At 60.7% G+C, this 21,041-nt stretch carries 19 protein-coding genes; 18 read left to right on the top strand and 1 reads right to left on the bottom strand.

The window, feature by feature from the left end:
* From lpxD to ispD, 13 genes are all read left to right on the top strand, one after another.
* A complete protein-coding gene (gene lpxD, locus AC3WP7_RS03055; protein ID WP_092241172.1) occupies nucleotides 1-1,056 on the top strand; it encodes a UDP-3-O-(3-hydroxymyristoyl)glucosamine N-acyltransferase in 1,056 nt (351 codons plus the stop codon).
* A gap of 111 nt (nucleotides 1,057-1,167) precedes the next feature.
* Nucleotides 1,168-1,608, top strand: coding sequence for a 3-hydroxyacyl-ACP dehydratase FabZ (fabZ, locus tag AC3WP7_RS03060; protein WP_003172281.1), 441 nt, complete (start codon nucleotides 1,168-1,170; stop codon nucleotides 1,606-1,608).
* Nucleotides 1,605-2,381, top strand: coding sequence for an acyl-ACP--UDP-N-acetylglucosamine O-acyltransferase (gene lpxA / locus AC3WP7_RS03065; RefSeq protein ID WP_071488802.1), 777 nt, complete (start codon nucleotides 1,605-1,607; stop codon nucleotides 2,379-2,381). Before fabZ ends, lpxA begins: the two co-directional genes overlap by 4 nt.
* Before the next feature lie 2 nt (nucleotides 2,382-2,383).
* Nucleotides 2,384-3,523, top strand: a complete 1,140-nt coding sequence (gene lpxB / locus AC3WP7_RS03070) for a lipid-A-disaccharide synthase (protein WP_071488803.1) — start codon at nucleotides 2,384-2,386, stop codon at nucleotides 3,521-3,523.
* Entirely contained in the window at nucleotides 3,520-4,152 is a 633-nt protein-coding gene (rnhB, locus tag AC3WP7_RS03075) for a ribonuclease HII (protein ID WP_071488804.1), read from the top strand. Before lpxB ends, rnhB begins: the two co-directional genes overlap by 4 nt.
* A 71-nt stretch (nucleotides 4,153-4,223) precedes the next feature.
* A complete protein-coding gene (gene dnaE, locus AC3WP7_RS03080; RefSeq protein WP_071488805.1) occupies nucleotides 4,224-7,745 on the top strand; it encodes a DNA polymerase III subunit alpha in 3,522 nt (1,173 codons plus the stop codon).
* A 129-nt stretch (nucleotides 7,746-7,874) separates the two neighbouring features.
* Complete coding sequence (locus AC3WP7_RS03085) at nucleotides 7,875-8,822, top strand: acetyl-CoA carboxylase carboxyltransferase subunit alpha (protein WP_093119327.1); 948 nt, start codon at nucleotides 7,875-7,877, stop codon at nucleotides 8,820-8,822.
* Between the two features lie 101 nt (nucleotides 8,823-8,923).
* Nucleotides 8,924-10,243 carry a tRNA lysidine(34) synthetase TilS gene (tilS, locus tag AC3WP7_RS03090; protein WP_093119324.1) on the top strand — a complete coding sequence of 440 codons (1,320 nt, stop codon included), beginning with the start codon at nucleotides 8,924-8,926 and terminating at the stop codon, nucleotides 10,241-10,243.
* A 273-nt stretch (nucleotides 10,244-10,516) separates the two neighbouring features.
* Nucleotides 10,517-12,148: a CTP synthase gene (gene pyrG / locus AC3WP7_RS03095; RefSeq protein WP_071488807.1), complete on the top strand. Its 1,632-nt coding sequence runs from the start codon at nucleotides 10,517-10,519 to the stop codon at nucleotides 12,146-12,148.
* Between the two features lie 5 nt (nucleotides 12,149-12,153).
* Nucleotides 12,154-12,999, top strand: coding sequence for a 3-deoxy-8-phosphooctulonate synthase (kdsA, locus tag AC3WP7_RS03100; protein ID WP_027604465.1), 846 nt, complete (start codon nucleotides 12,154-12,156; stop codon nucleotides 12,997-12,999).
* A gap of 157 nt (nucleotides 13,000-13,156) precedes the next feature.
* Nucleotides 13,157-14,446, top strand: coding sequence for a phosphopyruvate hydratase (eno, locus tag AC3WP7_RS03105; protein WP_071488808.1), 1,290 nt, complete (start codon nucleotides 13,157-13,159; stop codon nucleotides 14,444-14,446).
* Between the two features lie 184 nt (nucleotides 14,447-14,630).
* Nucleotides 14,631-14,909, top strand: a complete 279-nt coding sequence (gene ftsB, locus AC3WP7_RS03110) for a cell division protein FtsB (protein ID WP_003172294.1) — start codon at nucleotides 14,631-14,633, stop codon at nucleotides 14,907-14,909.
* Nucleotides 14,906-15,613 carry a 2-C-methyl-D-erythritol 4-phosphate cytidylyltransferase gene (gene ispD, locus AC3WP7_RS03115; protein WP_093512211.1) on the top strand — a complete coding sequence of 236 codons (708 nt, stop codon included), beginning with the start codon at nucleotides 14,906-14,908 and terminating at the stop codon, nucleotides 15,611-15,613. Before ftsB ends, ispD begins: the two co-directional genes overlap by 4 nt.
* Before the next feature lie 112 nt (nucleotides 15,614-15,725).
* Here the strand turns inward: ispD and AC3WP7_RS03120 are convergent, their stop codons facing one another.
* Nucleotides 15,726-16,622: a LysR substrate-binding domain-containing protein gene (locus tag AC3WP7_RS03120; RefSeq protein WP_071488810.1), complete on the bottom strand. Its 897-nt coding sequence runs from the start codon at nucleotides 16,620-16,622 to the stop codon at nucleotides 15,726-15,728.
* A gap of 110 nt (nucleotides 16,623-16,732) precedes the next feature.
* Between AC3WP7_RS03120 and AC3WP7_RS03125 the strand changes: the two genes are divergently transcribed.
* The 5 genes from AC3WP7_RS03125 to surE are packed head-to-tail and all read left to right on the top strand — an operon-like array spanning nucleotide 16,733 to nucleotide 21,019.
* Nucleotides 16,733-17,845 carry an S-(hydroxymethyl)glutathione dehydrogenase/class III alcohol dehydrogenase gene (locus AC3WP7_RS03125; RefSeq protein ID WP_071488811.1) on the top strand — a complete coding sequence of 371 codons (1,113 nt, stop codon included), beginning with the start codon at nucleotides 16,733-16,735 and terminating at the stop codon, nucleotides 17,843-17,845.
* 8 nt (nucleotides 17,846-17,853) lie between these two features.
* Nucleotides 17,854-18,699, top strand: a complete 846-nt coding sequence (gene fghA / locus AC3WP7_RS03130) for an S-formylglutathione hydrolase (RefSeq protein WP_071488812.1) — start codon at nucleotides 17,854-17,856, stop codon at nucleotides 18,697-18,699.
* 54 nt (nucleotides 18,700-18,753) lie between these two features.
* The gene (ispF, locus tag AC3WP7_RS03135; protein WP_058425271.1) at nucleotides 18,754-19,227 is read left to right on the top strand and encodes a 2-C-methyl-D-erythritol 2,4-cyclodiphosphate synthase; all 474 of its coding nucleotides are present in this window, start codon (nucleotides 18,754-18,756) and stop codon (nucleotides 19,225-19,227) included.
* The gene (gene truD / locus AC3WP7_RS03140; protein WP_102591678.1) at nucleotides 19,224-20,282 is read left to right on the top strand and encodes a tRNA pseudouridine(13) synthase TruD; all 1,059 of its coding nucleotides are present in this window, start codon (nucleotides 19,224-19,226) and stop codon (nucleotides 20,280-20,282) included. The genes ispF and truD overlap by 4 nt, the downstream gene beginning before the upstream one ends.
* Nucleotides 20,270-21,019, top strand: coding sequence for a 5'/3'-nucleotidase SurE (gene surE, locus AC3WP7_RS03145; RefSeq protein ID WP_071488814.1), 750 nt, complete (start codon nucleotides 20,270-20,272; stop codon nucleotides 21,017-21,019). Before truD ends, surE begins: the two co-directional genes overlap by 13 nt.
* Nucleotides 21,020-21,041 lie beyond the last annotated feature (22 nt).

A 21,041-nucleotide genomic window follows, 5' to 3' on the forward strand; every position in this document is an offset into this window, starting at 1 on the left:
ATGACCGCGACTATCAAGCTCGGCGAGTTGGCCGAGTTCCTGGGGGCCACCTTGCGTGGCTCCCCGGAGAAGGAAATCACTGGGCTAGCCACCTTGCAGGAGGCTGGCCCAGCTCAGTTGAGCTTCCTCGCAAACCCCCAATACCGTAAATACCTGGTCGACAGCCAAGCCGCAGCCGTGTTGCTGAAGGCCGCTGATGCCGAAGGGTTTGCCGGGGATGCGCTGGTGGTAGCCGACCCTTACCTGGCGTATGCGCGGGTGTCGCACCTGTTCGATCCGAAACCCAAGGCCGCCAGCGGTATTCACCCGTCTGCGGTGATCGCCGATGATGCCCAGGTTGACCCTGCTGCCAGCGTCGGTGCCTTTGCGGTGATCGAGAGCGGTGCACGCATTGCGGCGGGCGTGACCATTGGTGCCCATTGTTTTATCGGTGCGCGCTGCGAAATCGGCGCAGGCGGTTGGCTGGCACCCCGCGTAACCCTGTACCACGACGTGCGTATCGGTGAGCGTGTGGTCATCCAGTCAGGTGCCGTGATCGGTGGTGAAGGCTTTGGCTTTGCCAATTCCAAGGGCATCTGGAACAAGATTGCCCAGGTCGGCGGCGTATTGATCGGCGACGACGTGGAAATTGGCGTGAACACAGCTGTTGATCGCGGGGCCCTGGCCGATACCGTGATCGGCAACGGCGTAAAGCTCGACAACCAGATCCAGATCGCCCACAACGTGCAGATTGGCGATCACACCGCCATGGCAGCATGCGTGGGTATCTCCGGCAGCACCCGGATCGGCAAGCATTGCATGCTGGCCGGTGGCGTCGGGCTGGTGGGGCACATCGATATTTGCGACAACGTCTTCATCACCGGCATGACCATGGTCACCCACTCGATTACCGAACCGGGTGCTTATTCTTCCGGTACCGCCATGCAGCCTGCGGCTGAATGGCGCAAGAGTGCAGCACGGTTGAGGCAGCTCGACGACATGGCTCGACGTCTCAAACAGCTGGAAAAGCGTGTTGGGGACGTGACCCCTGGCGGTAATGCTTCATCAGAAGGCTGATACCATTTCCATATCAAGTGTGCACAGCCGCTAGACTGCCTCCTTGATTTGCTAGCGGGGCGTGCTTTTAGTTCGCCCGCCCCCAATCTTTATTACAGGCTTCCCCCCGAAATGATGGACATCAACGAGATTCGCGAATACCTGCCTCACCGTTACCCGTTCCTGTTGGTGGATCGCGTAGTGGACCTCAATGTCGAGGAAAAGCGCATTCGTGCCTACAAGAATGTCAGCATCAACGAACCGTTCTTCAATGGTCACTTTCCTGCGCATCCGATCATGCCGGGTGTGTTGATCATCGAGGCGATGGCCCAGGCTGCCGGTATCCTTGGTTTCAAAATGCTCGACCTCAAGCCTGCCGATGGCACGCTTTACTATTTCGTGGGCTCCGACAAGTTGCGTTTCCGCAATCCGGTTACCCCGGGTGACCAGTTGATCCTGGAAGCCAAGTTCATCAGCTGCAAGCGCCAGATCTGGAAGTTCGAATGCCAGGCCTCGGTGGATGGCAAGCCGGTGTGCTCTGCCGAGATCATCTGTGCGGAACGCAAACTATGAGTTTGATTGACCCTCGCGCAATCATCGATCCGTCGGCCGTTCTGGCCGCCGACGTTGAGGTCGGCCCCTGGTCGATCATCGGCGCAGGTGTGGAAATCGGCGAGGGGACTGTCATCGGGCCGCACGTGATCCTCAAAGGTCCGACCCGCATTGGCAAGTACAATCGCATCTACCAGTTCTCCTCGGTAGGCGAAGACACCCCGGACATGAAGTACAAGGGTGAAGAGACCCGCCTGGTAATCGGTGATCACAACATCATCCGTGAAGGCGTGACCATTCACCGTGGCACCGTGCAGGATCGGGCCGAGACCACGCTGGGTGACCACAACCTGGTCATGGCCTACGCCCATATCGGCCACGACAGCGTGATCGGCAACCATTGCATCCTGGTCAATAACACCGCGTTGGCCGGCCATGTGCATGTTGACGATTGGGCAATCCTGTCCGGTTTCACCCTGGTGCATCAGTACTGCCATATCGGTGCTCACAGCTTTTCCGGCATGGGTACCGCCATTGGCAAGGATGTTCCGGCATTCGTCACGGTATTCGGTAACCCCGCCGAAGCCCGTAGCATGAACTTCGAAGGCATGCGTCGTCGGGGTTTCAGCGAAGAAGCCATCCACGCCCTGCGCCGCGCCTACAAGGTGGTTTACCGCCAGGGGCTCACGGTGGACCAGGCGTTGACCCAACTGACCGAGCCGGCAGCGTTGTTCCCGGAAGTCGCGGTGTTCCGTGACTCGATCCAGGCGTCGACTCGCGGCATCACCCGCTGATCATGGCTAATCTGCGTATCGCGCTGGTGGCCGGGGAAGCTTCCGGCGACATTCTGGGTGCAGGTCTTATGCGGGCCCTCAAGGCCCAGCATCCAGCGGTAGAGTTCATCGGCGTCGGCGGCCCGCTGATGCAGGCTGAGGGGCTTACGTCCTACTTCCCCATGGAGCGTTTGTCTGTCATGGGGCTGGTCGAGGTGCTGGGCCGCCTGCGCGAGCTGCTGGCCCGCCGCAAGCTGCTGATCCAGACCCTGATCGAAGAAAAGCCGGACGTCTTTATCGGAATCGACGCGCCGGACTTCACCCTCAATATCGAACTCAAGTTGCGCCAGGCCGGCATCAAGACGGTGCACTATGTCAGCCCGTCCGTCTGGGCATGGCGGCAGAAGCGCGTGCTCAAGATCCGCGAAGGCTGCGACCTGATGCTGACCTTACTGCCGTTCGAAGCGCGGTTCTATGAAGAAAAGGGCGTGCCGGTGCGGTTTGTCGGGCACACCCTGGCCGACACTATTCCCTTGCAGGCGGATCGCGCGGCCGCGCGTGCCGAGTTGGGCTTGCCCGACGGCCCATTGGTTGCGCTGATGCCGGGCAGCCGGGGCGGCGAAGTCGGCCGCCTGGCCTCGGTATTTTTCGACGCCGCAGAGCGTCTGCAGGTCTTGAAGCCGGGCGTACGTTTCGTGTTGCCCTGCGCAAGCCCGCAACGGCGTGCGCAGATCGAGACATTGCTGGAAGGGCGCAACCTGCCGTTGACCCTGCTCGATGGTCAATCGCACCTGGCCCTGGCGGCCTGCGATGCGGTATTGATCGCTTCGGGGACGGCCACGCTGGAGGCCTTGCTGTACAAGCGCCCGATGGTCGTGGCCTACCGCCTGGCGCCGCTGACGTTCTGGATTCTCAAGCGCATGGTCAAAAGTCCTTACATCTCCCTGCCCAACCTGCTGGCCCAGCGCCTGTTGGTGCCGGAGTTGTTGCAGGACGATGCAACGCCTGAGGCGCTCGCGCAAACCTTGCTCCCCTTGATCGAGGGTGGCGAAGAACAGACCCGTGGTTTCGACGACATCCATCGCATACTGCGCCGTGACGCCTCGAACCAGGCGGCAGACGCCGTGTTGACTCTGATCGGCCAGAAGCAGGAGGCGTTATGAGTACGCAAATGGGCCTGGATTTCAGCCTGGTTGCCCAAGCCCACGAACTGGTAGCCGGTGTTGACGAGGTCGGGCGCGGACCTTTGTGCGGTGCGGTCGTCACGGCGGCGGTGATTCTTGATCCGAACCGTCCGATCCTCGGCCTCAACGACTCGAAAAAACTCACCGAAGCGCGCCGTGAAAAGCTCTACGACGAGATTTGCGAGAAAGCCCTGAGCTGGCACATCGCCCGGGCCGAAGTTGAGGAAATCGACGAACTGAACATCCTCCACGCCACCATGCTCGCCATGCAGCGTGCAGTGGAGGGCCTGCACATTACGCCCAAACTGGCGATGATCGATGGCAACCGCTGCCCCAGACTGGCCATGCCATCGGAAGCGGTGGTGAAGGGCGATAGCAAGGTGCCGGCGATTGCGGCGGCCTCCATCCTGGCAAAGGTCAGTCGTGATCGTGAAATGGCGGCTTTCGAGCTGATCTACCCCGGCTATGGCATCGGCGGTCATAAAGGCTACCCGACGCCCGTTCATCTGGAAGCCCTCGCACGTCTTGGCCCGACACCGATCCATCGCCGCTCGTTCGCTCCGGTGCGCCAGGCTTGCGAGGCGCGGGAGAGTCTCAGCGAGGTGTAGTCGCGAGGCTGATGTTTTTGCCAAGGCCCGGTACAATCCGGGCCTTGTTGTTTCCACGTTAAGAGATCACTATGCCGGCTTCATTCGTTCACCTACGCCTGCACACTGAATACTCCCTGGTCGACGGCCTGGTACGGATCAAACCGCTGGTCAAAACCCTGGTGGGCATGAACATGCCTGCGGTGGCGGTCACCGATCAGAACAACATGTGTTCCCTGGTCAAGTTCTACAAGAACGCCATGGGCGCCGGCATCAAGCCGATCTGCGGCGCCGACCTGTGGCTGTCCAACAAAGACCCGGATAACCCCCTGAGCCGCATCAGCCTGCTGGCGATGAACGGCGTGGGTTACCGCAACCTCACTGAACTGATTTCCCGTGGTTTCATTGACGGCCAGCGCAATGGCTCGATCATCATCGAGCGCGAATGGGTCGCCGAGGCCAGCGAAGGCCTGATCATGCTGTCGGCCGCCAAAGAGGGCGAAATCGGTATCGCGCTGCTGGGCGGCAACCCCCAAGAAGCCGAAGTGCTGGCCAGGGAATGGATGCAGGTCTTCCCCGACCGTTTTTACCTGGAAGTCCAGCGGACCAACCGCCCCAACGATGAAGAGCACCTGCACGCTGCGGTGGCCCTGGCCGACAAGCTGGGCGCGCCACTGGTGGCGACCAACGACGTGCGCTTCATCAAGAAGGAAGACTTCGAAGCCCACGAAACCCGCGTGTGCATCGGTGAAGGCCGGGCCCTGGATGACCCGCGTCGTTCGAAGAACTACAGCGAAGAGCAGTACCTCAAAAGCGCTGAGGAAATGGCCGAGCTGTTCAGCGACCTGCCCGAGGCGCTGGAAAACTCCGTCGAGATCGCCAAGCGCTGCAATATCGAGGTCAAGCTGGGCAAGCACTTCCTGCCCAACTTCCCGATTCCGGATGGCATGACCATCGACGAGTACTTCCGCAAAGTCTCGTTCGACGGGCTGGAAGAGCGGCTGGCCGTTCTGCTGCCCAGGGACACCACCGAAGATTACGAGGCCAAGCGCCAGGTTTATGTGGACCGGCTGAATTTCGAGCTGGATATCATCATCCAGATGGGATTCCCCGGTTACTTCCTGATCGTGATGGACTTTATCCAGTGGGCCAAGAACAACGGTGTGCCGGTTGGTCCGGGCCGGGGGTCAGGTGCCGGTTCGCTGGTGGCCTATGTGCAAAAGATCACCGACCTTGATCCGTTGGAATATGACCTGCTGTTCGAACGTTTCCTGAACCCGGAGCGGGTTTCCATGCCCGACTTCGACGTCGACTTCTGCATGGATGGCCGTGACCGCGTGATCGAATACGTGGCCGAGAAATACGGCCGCAACGCGGTAAGCCAGATCATCACCTTCGGTTCCATGGCGGCCAAAGCGGTAATCCGCGACGTGGCCCGGGTGCAGGGCAAGTCTTACGGCCTGGCGGATCGCCTGTCGAAGATGATCCCGTTCGAAGTCGGCATGACCCTGGAAAAGGCCTACGAGCAGGAGGAAATCCTGCGCGACTTCATCAAGGTCGATGAAGAAGCGGCCGAGATCTGGGAGATGGCCCGCAAGCTTGAAGGCGTGGTGCGTAACGTCGGTAAGCACGCGGGTGGCGTGGTCATCGCGCCGACAAAGTTGACTGACTTTTCGCCGATCTATTGCGATGAAGAAGGCGACGGCCTGGTCACCCAGTTCGACAAGGATGATGTGGAGGCGGCCGGCCTGGTGAAGTTCGACTTCCTCGGCCTGCGGACCCTGACCATCATCGACTGGGCGCTCAAGACCATCAACCGCGACCGCGCCAAGGTGGGCGAAGAACCGCTGGACATCGCTTTCATCCCGCTGGACGACAAGCCGACCTACACCCTGCTGCAAAAAGCCGAAACCACGGCGGTATTCCAGCTTGAATCGCGCGGCATGAAAGAGCTGATCAAAAAGCTCAAGCCCGACTGCCTGGAAGACTTGATCGCACTGGTGGCCCTGTTCCGTCCGGGCCCGCTGCAATCGGGCATGGTGGACGACTTTATCAACCGTAAACACGGGCGCGCCGAGCTGGCCTACCCGCACTCGGACTACCAGTACGAAGGCCTCAAGCCGGTATTGGCACCGACCTACGGCATCATCCTGTATCAGGAACAGGTGATGCAGATTGCCCAGGTGATGGCCGGTTACACCCTGGGTGGCGCGGACATGCTGCGTCGAGCCATGGGTAAGAAAAAACCCGAGGAAATGGCCAAGCAGCGCGGCGGTTTCATTGAAGGTTGCGCGACCAACAATATCGACGCCGACCTCGCGGGTAACATCTTCGACCTGGTGGAGAAATTCGCCGGTTACGGCTTCAACAAATCCCACTCCGCCGCCTACGGCCTAGTGTCGTACCAGACTGCCTGGCTGAAAGCCCACTACCCGGCGCCGTTCATGGCTGCGGTACTTTCGGCGGATATGCACAACACCGACAAGGTCGTGACCTTGATCGAGGAAGTGCGCACCATGAAGCTGCGCCTTGATGCGCCGGATGTGAACGCCTCGGAGTTCAAGTTCACGGTAAACGACGAAGGCCGCATCATCTATGGCCTGGGCGCAATCAAAGGCGTCGGTGAAGGCCCGGTGGAAGCCATTACCGAAGCGCGCCAGGACGGTCCGTTCAAGGACCTGTTCGACTTCTGCGCACGGGTGGACCTCAAGCGCATCAACAAACGAACCCTCGATGGCCTGATCCGCAGCGGCGCGCTCGACCGTCTCGGCCCGTATTTCCATGACGAGCCGAAGGCCTACCAGGCCAATATCGACCGTAACCGTGCGGTGCTGCTCGCCGCCATGGAAGAAGCGATCAAGGCGGCCGAACAGACTGCACGTACCCATGACAGCGGCCATGCCGACTTGTTTGGCGGGTTGTTCGTCGAAGACGATGCGGATGTCTACGGTAACCACCGCAAGGCCAAGGAACTGACCCTCAAGGAACGCCTCAAGGGTGAGAAAGATACCTTGGGCTTGTACCTGACCGGCCATCCGATTGACGAATACGAAGGTGAAATCCGTCGCTTCGCCCGTCAGCGCATCATCGACCTGAAACCGGCGCGGGACACCCAGACCGTCGCTGGCATGATCATTGCCCTGCGGGTGATGAAGAACAAGAAGGGCGACAAGATGGGGTTTATCACCCTCGACGACCGCTCGGGCCGCATCGAAGCGTCGCTGTTTGCCGACGCGTTCCACTCCGCCCAGTCGTTGTTGCAGACCGACGCCATGGTGGTCGTCGAAGGGGAGGTCAGCAACGATGACTTCTCCGGCGGCCTGCGCCTGCGGATCAAGCGGGTGATGAGCATGGAAGATGCGCGCACCAATCTGGCCGAGAGCCTGCGCTTGAAGGTGAAAACCGAAGCGCTCAAGGGCGATCAGCTACGCTGGTTGGGCGACCTGCTCAAACGCCACCGTGGCGCGTGCCCGGTGACCATGGAGTACACCGGCAATGACGCCAAGGCCATGTTGCAGTTTGGCGAGACCTGGCGAATCGATCCCGCTGATGGCTTGATTCAAGCTTTGCGTGACCAGTTCGGGCGAGACAACGTCTTCCTCCAATACCGTTGATGGTCAGATATGTCTGACCTCGGCTAAACATTTAATCTCGACCTAAACGCGCCTCTCCCTTAAGGTAGGGCGCGAATAGACAACCGGCTGGCCAGGCACGCCCTGGCCGTCGACCCAAGACGGACGCTTATGAACCCGAATTTTCTTGATTTCGAACAGCCGATCGCTGACCTGCAAGCCAAGATCGAAGAGCTGCGCCTGGTCGGCAATGACAATTCGCTGAATATCGGCGATGAGATCTCCCGCCTGCAAGACAAGAGCAAAACGCTCACCGAAGACATCTTCGGCAAGCTTACCAGCTGGCAGATTGCGCGCCTGGCTCGCCACCCGCGCCGTCCGTACACCCTGGACTACATTCAGCACATCTTCACCGAGTTCGACGAGCTGCATGGCGACCGCCACTTCTCCGACGACGCGGCCATCGTCGGCGGTATCGCTCGCCTGGACGACCAGCCGGTGATGGTGATCGGTCACCAGAAAGGCCGTGAAGTGCGCGAGAAGGTCCGCCGCAACTTTGGCATGCCGCGTCCAGAAGGCTACCGCAAGGCGTGCCGCCTGATGGAAATGGCCGAGCGCTTCAAGATGCCGATCCTGACCTTCATCGACACCCCGGGCGCTTATCCGGGGATCGACGCCGAAGAGCGTAACCAGAGCGAAGCTATCGCCTGGAACCTGCGCGTCATGGCCCGCCTGAAAACCCCGATCATTGCCACCGTGATTGGTGAAGGCGGTTCCGGCGGTGCACTGGCCATCGGCGTCTGCGACCAGTTGAACATGCTGCAATACTCGACCTACGCGGTGATCTCGCCGGAAGGTTGCGCCTCTATCCTATGGAAAACCGCCGAAAAGGCACCGGACGCTGCCGAAGCCATGGGCATCACCGCCGATCGCCTCAAAGGCCTTGGGATCGTGGACAAAGTGATCGCCGAGCCATTGGGCGGCGCTCACCGTGACCCGGCTGCTGCTGCTGCGACCATCCGTGCCGAACTGGGTTCGCAACTGGCGATGCTCAAGAAGATGGATAACGAAGCGCTGCTGGCTCGTCGTTACGAGCGCCTGATGAGCTACGGTCTCTAAGACCCACGCAATACCCAAATGTGGGAGGGGGCTTGCCCCCTCCCACATTTGCGTTGTGTATGCTTGGTGAGCGTATTCCAGACCAGAGGCGGTAACTTGTCATGAAACCGGCTCTGCCCGCCAAACTCATGCAAATCCTAGCGCCTTGGCGCAACGCCCCGGCCTGGCACATCGCACTCTCCGGTGGCCTTGATTCCACCGTCCTGCTGCACCTCCTGGCCAACCTGGCGAAAACCGAAACCCTGCCACCCCTCAGCGCTGTCCATGTCCACCACGGCCTGCAGGCTGCCGCCGACGCGTGGCCGGCTCATTGCCAGTCGATCTGTGACAGCCTGGGCGTGCCTTTGCGCGTGATGGGCGTGCAGGTACAACCCGGCGCCAGCCTCGAGCGTGCCGCCCGTGATGCGCGCTACCAGGCATTTACCGAGGTGATCGGGGCGGGGCAGGTGATGCTCACCGGCCAGCATCGTGAAGACCAGGCAGAAACGCTGTTGTTCCGCCTGCTGCGTGGGGCTGGGGTGCGCGGGTTGGCAGCGATGCCCGTGCAGCGCCGATTGGCAAGTGGCTACCTGGTAAGGCCATTGTTGCGTGTCTCCAGGGACGAGTTGGAAGCCTACGCACGCCAGTATCAGCTCAAATGGATCGAAGACCCTTCAAACGCAGATTTGCGTTTCTCCCGTAATTACCTGCGTCACCGCGTGCTTCCTGCACTGACGGAACGCTGGCCTCAGGCCGTCTCAAGCCTGGCGCGCACCGCCGAACACCTGAGTGAAGCCCAGGGCCTGCTCGATGAGCTGGCGCAGATGGACCTGCAGGCCGCCGATCAACCTTCCCCTTTTCCCTGGCTGAATTTGCCGTCCTTGGCTCTTACGCCGCTGCGTGAGCTTTCCGACGCCCGTCAGCGCAACGCCCTGCGTCATTGGCTGACGCCGCTGACGCGCCTGCCCGACAGTGACCACTGGGCAGGCTGGTATTCCCTGCGCGATGCCAGGGGTGACGCACAACCTCTATGGCGCCTGGCCGACGGTGAGTTGCATCGCGGTGGCGAGCGCATCTGGTGGCTGCCTCGCGCAGGATCAGAATTTTCCGACGCATCGCTGAGCTGGTCCGATCCACAAAACCCACTAGAGTTACCCGGTAATGGTCAGTTGACGCTCACGGGCAGCGTGCCCGCAGGCCCGCTGGAGGTCCGCTACCGCCAGGGCGGCGAAATCCTCGACGTACCCGGTCGAGGCCGGCGTGATTTGAAGCGCCTGCTTAACGAAAGTGGCCTGCCGGGTTTCGTCCGTGGCAGATTGCCGCTGCTGTATCGCGGCCAGCAATTGCTGGGTGCACCCAGCCTTGTGGGACTGTGGCCGGCGGCAAGTGATGACTGGCAATTACATTGGATGCCACAGACCTGCGATCAAGGTTTGAGCTGATAGCGCCTTTCCGGTAGACTACGCTCCCTTCTTGATACAACTTCTGTGGATTCGGCTGAATCGCAGCAGTTGCCGATTACCAAGCAGTCTTTGCTGGGCGATTCCAAAAAATGTGTAGCGATCAACGTACCGGTGTTTCATTGCTGGTCTGTCACCACGCGGCGGTTTTTTTGAAAGGTGCACTGTGATTAATGCAGGTGATCGGGGGCTTCGGCCTTCCTTCGCTTTCCCCGGCGGCTCGGACCGCTTTAACGCAGACTTCTAGGGTTTTTCATGACGCGCTACATATTCGTCACGGGCGGTGTTGTTTCTTCATTGGGGAAAGGCATTGCCTCCGCTTCATTGGCGGCCATCCTGGAGGCGCGGGGACTTAAGGTCACCATGCTCAAGCTGGACCCCTACATCAACGTTGACCCGGGCACCATGAGCCCGTTCCAGCACGGTGAAGTGTTCGTCACCCACGACGGCGCCGAAACCGACCTGGACCTGGGCCACTACGAGCGGTTCATCCGCACGACCATGACCCAGAACAACAACTTCACCACCGGCCGTGTCTACGAGCACGTGCTGCGCAAGGAGCGCCGTGGTGACTACCTGGGTGCAACCATCCAGGTGATCCCGCACATCACCGACGAAATCAAGCGCCGCATCATCAAGGGTGCCGGCGATGCCGACGTGGCGATGGTCGAGATCGGTGGCACCGTGGGTGACATCGAGTCCCAACCGTTCCTCGAAGCCATCCGCCAGTTGCGTTTCGAAGTCGGCGCCAAGCGCGCGATGCTGATGCACCTGACCCTGGTGCCGTACATCGCCACCGCCGGCGAGACCAAAACCAAGCCTACCCAGCACTCGGTCAAGGAACTGCGTTCCATCGGCCTGCAGCCGGACGTGCTGGTGTGCCGCTCCGATCACCCGATCGACATTTCCTCGCGTCGCAAGATCGCGCAATTCACCAACGTTGAAGAACGTGCGGTGATCGCGCTGGAAGACGCCGACACCATCTACAAGATCCCGGGCATCCTGCACTCCCAAGGCCTGGACGATTTTGTGGTCGAGCGCTTCGGCCTGCAATGCAACGGCGCGGACCTGTCCGAGTGGGAAGCCGTGGTCGACGCCAAGCTCAACCCTGAGCACGAAGTCACCATCGCCATGGTCGGCAAGTACATGGAGCTGCTGGACGCGTACAAGTCGCTGATCGAAGCGATGAGCCACGCGGGTATCAGCAACCGTACCAAGGTCAACCTGCGCTACATCGACTCCGAAGACATCGAGAATCAGGGCACCGCGCTGCTCGAAGGTGTCGACGCGATCCTCGTGCCAGGCGGTTTCGGCCTGCGTGGCGTGGAAGGCAAGATCACCGCGGTTCAGTACGCTCGTGAAAACAAGGTGCCGTACCTGGGGATCTGCCTGGGCATGCAAGTGGCTGTCATCGAGTTCGCCCGTAACGTGCTGGGCTGGAAAGACGCCAACTCCACCGAGTTCGACAGCAAGAGCGGTCACCCGGTCGTGGGCCTGATCACCGAGTGGGAAGATGCCACCGGCGCCGTCGAAGTCCGCACCGAAGCCTCCGACCTGGGCGGCACCATGCGCCTGGGTGCGCAGGACTGCCTGCTGGAGCCGGGCTCGCTGGTTCACGACTGCTATGGCAAGGACGTGATTGTCGAGCGTCACCGTCACCGCTACGAAGTGAACAACAACCTGCTGCCGCAGATCAAAGAGGCCGGCCTGAAGATCTCCGGTCGCTCCGGTGACGGCGCGCTGGTTGAAGTGGTCGAGGCGCCGGATCATCCGTGGTTCGTGGCGTGCCAGTTCCACCCTGAGTTCACCTCGACGCCGCGCGACGGTCACCCGTTGTTCAGCGGTTTCGTCAAGGCAGCCCTGACGCAACACCAGAAGAAGGCGTAACCCTGATGGCCCAGAAGATCATTCGCGTAGGCGACATCGAGATTGCCAACGACAAGCCCATGGTGCTGTTCGGTGGCATGAACGTGCTGGAAAGCCGTGACATGGCGATGCAGGTCTGTGAAGAGTACGTCAAGGTCACCGAGAAGCTCGGTATCCCTTACGTATTCAAGGCCAGCTTCGACAAGGCCAACCGTTCGTCCGTGACCTCCTATCGCGGCCCGGGCCTTGAAGAAGGCATGCGGATCTTCCAGGACATCAAGCAAGCCTTCGGCGTGCCGATCATCACCGACGTCCACGAGCCTGAGCAGGCTGCCGTGGTCGCCGAGGTGTGCGATATCATCCAGTTGCCGGCCTTCCTGTCGCGCCAGACCGACCTGGTCGTCGCGATGGCCAGGACCGGCGCTGTGATCAATATCAAGAAAGCCCAGTTCCTTGCACCCCAGGAGATGAAACACATCCTGAACAAGTGCGTGGAAGCGGGTAACGACCAACTGATCCTCTGCGAGCGGGGTTCGAGCTTCGGCTACAACAACCTCGTGGTGGACATGCTTGGTTTCGGCATCATGAAACAGTTCGAATACCCAGTGTTCTTCGACGTGACCCACGCGCTGCAAATGCCCGGTGGTCGCGCCGATTCCGCGGGCGGGCGCCGTGCCCAGGTGCTGGACCTGGCCAAGGCAGGCATCAGCCAGTCCCTGGCTGGCCTGTTCCTGGAAGCCCACCCGGACCCGGACAACGCCAAATGCGACGGCCCATGTGCCCTGCGCCTGGACAAGCTGGAGCCGTTCCTGGCCCAGCTCAAGCAGTTGGACGAACTGGTCAAGAGTTTTCCGACGGTAGAGACCGCGTAAGCGTCGTTTCTCCGGTAGACTTTCCCACGCTTTACGCTCAGGCCTACGGGCCTGAGCCTTGTCGCCTGCAAGCCTGCCCCGTTGTTCCACCCTTGCGGTCGGTCAAAAGATTCCCTTCAGCTGCGTCGTTTTCGTCAACTTTGGAGTGTTTACAACAATGGCAAAAATCGTCGACATCAAAGGTCGTGAAGTTCTCGACTCCCGTGGCAACCCCACCGTCGAAGCCGACGTGCTTCTCGATAACGGCATCATCGGCAGCGCCTGCGCGCCGTCCGGTGCTTCTACCGGTTCGCGCGAAGCGCTGGAACTGCGTGATGGCGACAAGGGCCGTTACCTGGGCAAAGGTGTACTGAAAGCCGTGGCCAACATCAACGGCCCGATCCGTGACCTGTTGCTGGGCAAGGACCCGCTGGACCAGAAAGCCCTGGACCACGCGATGATCAAGCTCGACGGCACCGAAAACAAAGGCAGCCTGGGCGCCAATGCCATCCTCGCCGTGTCCCTGGCTGCCGCCAAGGCCGCCGCACAGGACCAGGACCTGCCGCTGTACGCGCACATTGCCAACCTGAATGGCACCCCGGGCGTCTACTCGATGCCGGTACCGATGATGAACATCATCAACGGTGGCGAGCATGCCGATAACAACGTCGACATCCAGGAGTTCATGGTACAGCCGGTCGGCGCCAAGTCCTTCTCCGAAGGCCTGCGCATGGGCACCGAGATTTTCCATCACCTCAAGGCTGTGCTGAAGGCCCGTGGCCTGAGCACTGCGGTGGGTGACGAAGGCGGTTTTGCACCGAACCTGGCGTCCAACGAAGATGCACTGAAAGTGATCTCCGAAGCCGTGGCCAACGCTGGCTACAAGCTGGGCACCGACGTGACCCTGGCCCTGGACTGCGCGGCCAGCGAGTTCTACGAGGACGGTAAGTACAACCTGTCCGGCGAAGGCCAGGTGTTCAACTCCGAAGGTTTCGCCGAATACCTGAAGGGCCTGACCCAGCGCTACCCGATCATCTCGATCGAAGACGGCCTGGACGAGTCCGATTGGGACGGCTGGAAAATCCTCACCGACAAGATCGGCGAGAAAATCCAACTGGTGGGCGACGACCTGTTCGTGACCAACACCAAGATCCTGAAAGAAGGCATCGATAAAAAGATCGCCAACTCGATCCTGATCAAGTTCAACCAGATCGGCACCCTGACCGAAACCCTGGAGGCCATCCAGATGGCCAAGGCTGCGGGCTACACCGCCGTGATCTCGCACCGCTCCGGCGAAACCGAAGATTCGACCATTGCCGACCTGGCCGTGGGCACCTCGGCTGGCCAGATCAAGACCGGTTCCCTGTGCCGTTCCGACCGTGTTTCCAAGTACAACCAATTGCTGCGTATCGAAGAGCAACTGGCCGGCAAGGCCAAGTACAACGGTCGCGGCGAGTTTCGCGGCTGATCGCTAGTTGATGGTGAAACATGGTAAAAAGTCAGCGGATTGCGTCGGAAAACTCACGACAGTGTGGATTTCGACGCTAATCTGATGGCTATCAAGCACAAGCCTGGTTTTTCCAGGCTTCGTGCTATCAGTTGCTGCAAAAGTTTTGCATGGCGGTCTTTTTTCACTGGATACCCGATATTCGATGCGCAGTCCCAATTGGTTGTTCCTCGTCTTGCTCCTGTTGCTGGCTGGCCTGCAGTACCGCCTATGGGTGGGTAATGGCAGCTTTGCGCAGGTAAAAGACCTGACCCAGCAAATTGCCGACCAGCACGCCGAAAACGAACGCCTGCTGGAGCGCAACCGCGTCCTCGATGCCGAAGTGCTTGAGTTGAAAAAAGGTACGGAGACCGTTGAAGAGCGGGCTCGTCATGAATTGGGCATGGTCAAGGAGGGTGAAACCCTCTACCAGTTGGCCCAATGAGTAGCCGTTTGCCGGCCTTCTGGGCCGTGATTCCTGCTGCGGGCGTCGGTGCCCGTATGGCCGCGGACCGTCCCAAGCAATATCTGCAACTGGGTGGGCGCACTATTCTCGAACACAGCCTTGGCTGTTTTCTTGACCATCCAGACCTTAAAGGGTTGGTGGTCAGTCTTGCTGTCGATGATCCTTACTGGCCCAACCTGCCTTGTGCCAACGACCCACGCATCGTGCGTGCGGACGGCGGCGACGAGCGTTCGGGGTCTGTGCTCAATGCGCTGCTTCAGCTCAATGCCCTGGGCGCCAGTGATGACGATTGGGTGTTGGTGCATGATGCGGCACGGCCGAACCTGAGCCGTGATGATCTGGACAGCTTGCTCGCCGAACTGGCGGACGACCCGGTTGGCGGCCTGTTGGCCGTACCGGCCCGCGACACCCTCAAGCGCGTCGACAAGCGTGGCCGTGTGGTCGAGACCGTCGATCGCAGCCTGATCTGGCAGGCTTATACGCCGCAGATGTTCCGCCTGGGGGCTTTGCATCGTGCCTTGGCCGACAGTCTGGTGGCGGATGCGGTGATTACCGATGAAGCTTCGGCCATGGAGTGGTCCGGCCAGGCACCGCGCCTGATCGAAGGGCGCTCGGACAATATCAAGGTGACCCGGCCCGAAGATCTGGAATGGCTACGGCTGCGGTGGGTCAACCGCAGGTAATCCGCGATACCGTGTCGACCTCATCGGGGGCAAGCCCCCTCCCACATTGAAATATATTCCAAGTGTGGGAGGGGGGCTTGCCCCCGATGAGGCCCGTCCAAACCACCAACAGTCAACTGCTGTACTCCGGCCTTTCAGCCAGCCCCTCCTTCAAGAAATCCACCAACTTCCTGACCTTCGGCGACAAATGCCTCTGTTGTGGATACAGCGCCCACACCGCCGTATTCGGCGGTTGATGCGCCTCCAGCAACGACACCAGCGCGCCACTGTGCAAATGCTCCAGCACGTAATAGTCCGGCAACTGGCACAACCCGACGCCCTGTAACGCCGCATCCAACACCGCTTGCCCACTGTTGCAGCGCCAGTTTCCCTGCACGCGCTGGGAAAATTCCCGGCCGTCCTGGGCCAGTTGCCAGATATCCGAGCTGCCGATGAGGCAGTTATGCCGGCTCAATTCCGACAAGCTATGTGGCCGACCATACCGAGCGAGGTAGGACGGCGACGCACACAGGTACATGCGCCTCGGCGCCAGTCGGCTGGCGACCATGCGCGAATCCTGCAGACGCCCCAGGCGGATCGCCAGGTCGAGGCCTTCGTGCACCAGGTCCAATTGGCGGTTGCTCAGCTCGATATCCACCCGCAACTGCGGATACAGCCCCATGAACCGGGTGACCAGCGGCACGATAAAGCGCTCGCCATACGCCACCGCGCAGGTCATGCGCAACATGCCCTTGGGCTCGCTGGTGAGGTCACCTACGGCGCGCAGGGCTTCTTCACGCCCGTCCTGCAGGCGTTGGCAGTGTTGCAGGAACGTCTGGCCTGCTTCGGTCAACGTCACTTTGCGCGTACTGCGATATAGCAAGCGGGTTTGCAGGCGTTCTTCCAGACGCGCCACCTGCCGGCTGATATGGGAAGACGACACCCCCAGCCGTTCCGCCGCCGCTGTGAATTGGCCGCATTCGGCCACCGCGACAAATTCGTCGATACCTTCCCAGCGGTTTTCAAGCACGTCGATTATCCCTGTACAGCAATAAAGTTTTGCTTTTGCCTGGATTATTCATCAGTCAGGCATGTTTTACACTCACACACTCAGTTTTTTAACCTCCTGGAGAAACCTGGATGATCAAGTCCCGCGCCGCCGTAGCCTTCGAAGCCAAGAAGCCCCTTGAGATCGTCGAAGTGGATGTCGCCATGCCCAAGGCGGGTGAAGTGCTGTTGCGCGTGGTCGCGTCCGGCGTGTGCCATACCGACGCCTATACCCTGTCGGGCGCCGACCCGGAAGGCATCTTCCCGTCGATCCTCGGTCACGAAGGCGGTGCCGTGGTTGAAGCGATCGGCGAAGGCGTGACGTCGGTGGCCGTGGGCGATCATGTGATCCCGCTGTACACCCCGGAATGCGGCAAGTGCAAGTTCTGCCTGTCGGGCAAGACCAACCTGTGCCAGGCCATCCGTTCCACCCAGGGCAAAGGCCTGATGCCGGATGGCACCACGCGTTTCTCCTACAAAGGCCAACCGATTTTCCACTACATGGGCACTTCGACGTTCTCCGAGTACACCGTGCTGCCGGAAATCTCCGTGGCCAGGATTCCTAAAGAGGCGCCGCTGGAAAAAGTCTGCCTGCTCGGTTGCGGCGTCACCACGGGCATCGGCGCGGTAATCAACACCGCTAAGGTCAAGCCAGGCGATACCGTGGCCATCTTCGGCCTTGGCGGTATCGGCCTGTCGGCAGTGATCGGTGCGGTCAAGGCCAAGGCGGGTCGCATCATCGCCATCGATATCAACCCGGCCAAGTTTGAAATCGCCAAGCAACTGGGCGCCACCGACTGCATCAACCCGAAAGACTACGATCGTCCGATCCAGGACGTGATCGTCGACCTCACCGACGGCGGCGTGGACTTCTCCTTCGAATGTATCGGCAACGTGCAACTGATGCGCGCCGCCCTCGAGTGCTGCCACAAAGGCTGGGGCGAGTCGGTGATCATCGGCGTGGCCGGTGCCGGCCAGGAAATCGCCACCCGTCCATTCCAGTTGGTGACCGGTCGCGTCTGGCGCGGTTCGGCCTTCGGTGGCGTGCGTGGTCGCTCAGAACTGCCAAGCTACGTAGAAATGGCCCAGACCGGCGAGATCCCGCTGGACACCTTCATCACCCACACCATGGGCCTGGAAGACATCAACAAAGCGTTTGACCTGATGCATGAAGGCAAGAGCATTCGTACCGTCATCCACTTCTGAGGTTCGCCATGAGTCTGGAAAACCTGTCGTGCCAGAAGAGTTTCGGCGGCTGGCATAAACGCTACAAGCATCATTCCGATGTGCTTGGTTGTGACATGACCTTCGCTGTCTACCTGCCGCCGCAAGCGGAGCAGGGCGGCAAATTGCCGGTGCTGTACTGGCTGTCCGGTCTCACTTGCACCGATGAGAACTTCATGCAGAAGGCGGGCGCGCAGCGCATGGCTGCCGAGCTGGGGTTGATCATCGTGGCGCCGGACACCAGCCCGCGAGGTCCGGGTGTGCCGGACGACCCGGATAACGCCTGGGATTTCGGTCTCGGTGCCGGCTTTTATCTGAATGCCACCCAGGAACCCTGGGCCAAGCACTACCGGATGTATGACTACGTCGTGCAAGAATTGCCGGCGTTGATCGAAGGGCATTTCCCTGCCTCGGATAAACGTGGCATCAGCGGCCACTCCATGGGTGGCCACGGTGCGCTGGTCTGTGCCTTGCGCAACCCCGGGCGCTACCTGTCGGTGTCGGCGTTTTCGCCGATCAACAACCCGATGGATTGCCCGTGGGGCCAGAAAGCCTTCTCCCGCTACTTGGGCGAAGAGCGTTCAAAATGGCGCGAGTGGGACACCTGTGTGCTGATCAGCGAAGCTACGGAAAAGCTGCCACTGCTGGTTGACCAGGGCGACCGCGACGATTTCCTCGCCGTGCAACTCAAGCCTGAAGCCCTTCAACAAGCGGCCAAGGCAGCCAACCATCCGCTGGAACTGCGCCTGCAACCCGGCTACGACCACAGCTACTTCTTTATCGCCAGCTTCATCGAAGACCATTTGCGACACCATGGCCGTGCTTTGCTCGGTTAATGTGAGGCAAAAGTAGGTAGAATCACGCCCTGAATTAAATCGGGGCGTTTTTTTATGCGTATTGGCCACGGCTACGATGTGCACCGTTTCGCTGAAGGCGATTTCATCACCCTGGGCGGCGTGCGCATTGCGCACCACCATGGTTTGCTGGCTCATTCCGACGGCGACGTCGTGTTGCACGCCTTGAGCGACGCCTTGCTCGGCGCGGCGGCGTTGGGCGATATCGGCAAGCACTTTCCGGACACTGACCCGACCTTCAAGGGCGCGGACAGCCGCGTACTGCTGCGCCATGTGGTCGGCCTGATCCACGGCAAGGGCTGGAAGGTCGGCAACGTCGACAACACCATCGTGGCCCAGGCGCCAAAAATGGCCCCGCATATCGAGTCGATGCGCGCGCTGATTGCCGCCGACCTGCAAATTGAATTGGATCAAGTCAACGTGAAAGCCACCACCACCGAAAAGCTCGGGTTCACCGGCCGTGAAGAGGGCATTGCCGTGCACTCCGTTGCCTTGTTGCTGCGCGCATGAATGACCTGCAACTGCTGGGCCCGCGAGCCTATGGCGATGCCTTGGGCAGCGCGGTACTGAAGGCGACGGCTGAAGACTTCCAGGTCGACGAGGTGCTGGACATTCCGCTGACCGGTGAAGGCGAACACCTGTGGTTGTGGGTGGAAAAACGCGGCCTCAATACCGAAGAAGCTGCGCGGCGTATCGCCAAGGCGGCCGGCGTGCCGTTGCGTACCGTCAGTTATGCCGGGCTCAAGGATCGCCAGGCGTTGACCCGCCAATGGTTCAGCGTGCAACTGCCGGGCAAGGCCGACCCGGACATGAGCGCGGCAGAAAACGACACGCTCAAGATTCTCAAGACCGGTCGCCACAAGCGCAAGCTGCAGCGCGGTGCGCATTCGGCCAATGGGTTCACTTTGCGCCTGACGCAGTTGGCCGGTGATACCGCCGCCATCGATGCTCGGTTGCAACAGATTGCCCAACACGGCATTCCCAACTATTTCGGTGCCCAGCGCTTTGGCCACAATGGCGGCAATGTCGTGGACGCTCGCGAGTGGGCCGCCCGCAAAGCCTTGCCGGAGCAGCGCAATGTGCGTTCGCGGTTGCTGTCCACCGCCCGCAGCTTTTTGTTCAACAAAGTGCTGGCCGCGCGGGTGGCCGATGGTTCGTGGCAACGTGCCCAGGTCGGCGACCTGCTGGCGTTTACCGACAGCCGCAGTTTTTTCCCGGCTGGCGAAGCGGAATGTAGCGACCCGCGCCTGGCTATTCTAGACCTGCACCCGACCGGGCCGCAGTGGGGCGAGGGCGACTCGCCGGCCAGTGGTGCAACCTTCGAGCTGGAACAGGCGGTTGCCGCTGGTGAAGCCGACCTGCGAGATTGGCTGGTGAATGCCGGTATGAGCCAGGAACGTCGCATTCTTCGACTGCCCATTGGCGGTTTGACGTGGCATTATCCCTCGCTGGACATTCTGCAATTGGAATTCGTCCTGCCGGCCGGATGCTTCGCCACTGTGTTGGTGCGCGAGCTTGTTGATCTGGTGCCGGTGGGGCAGACGGACAACCCATGCGTATTCTGATATCAAACGATGACGGTGCCACCGCACCCGGTCTTGCCGCGCTTTATGCTGCGCTGCAGGATTATGCCGAGTGCGTGGTGGTTGCCCCCGACCAGGACAAGAGTGGCGCCAGCAGTTCGTTGACGCTCGACCGTCCGCTGCACCCGCAAGTCCTGGCCAATGGCTTTATCAGTGTGAACGGCACGCCTACCGACTGCGTCCACCTGGCAATCAACAGTCTGCTGGAGCAGGCGCCGGACCTGGTGGTGTCGGGCATCAACCTGGGTGCAAACCTGGGGGATGATGTGCTGTATTCCGGGACCGTGGCGGCGGCCCTTGAGGGGCGCTTCCTGGGCCGTACCGGGTTCGCCTTTTCGTTTGCCTCGCGGCAACTGGATAACCTGGCAACCGCCGCGCATTTCGCGCGCAAGCTGGTGGAGGCCCATGGCTCTCTGGACCTGCCACCGCGTACGGTGCTAAACGTCAATATTCCCAACCTGCCCCTCGACCATATTCGCGGCATCAAGCTGACGCGCCTGGGCCATCGTGCCCGTGCGGCGGCGCCGCTGAAGGTTGTCGACCCGCGTGGCAAGGAAGGCTATTGGATCGCAGCGGCAGGTGATGCTGAAGATGGCGGTGAAGGCACGGACTTTCATGCGGTGATGCAAGGCTATGTGTCGATTACCCCATTGCAATTTGATCGCACCTTCAGCGACGCCTTCAGTGGTCTCGATGGCTGGCTGGAGGGGCTGCGCTGATGGGCCGTGAACAAGACGACTT

This window comes from Pseudomonas sp. FW305-3-2-15-C-LB1, from assembly GCF_058787615.1.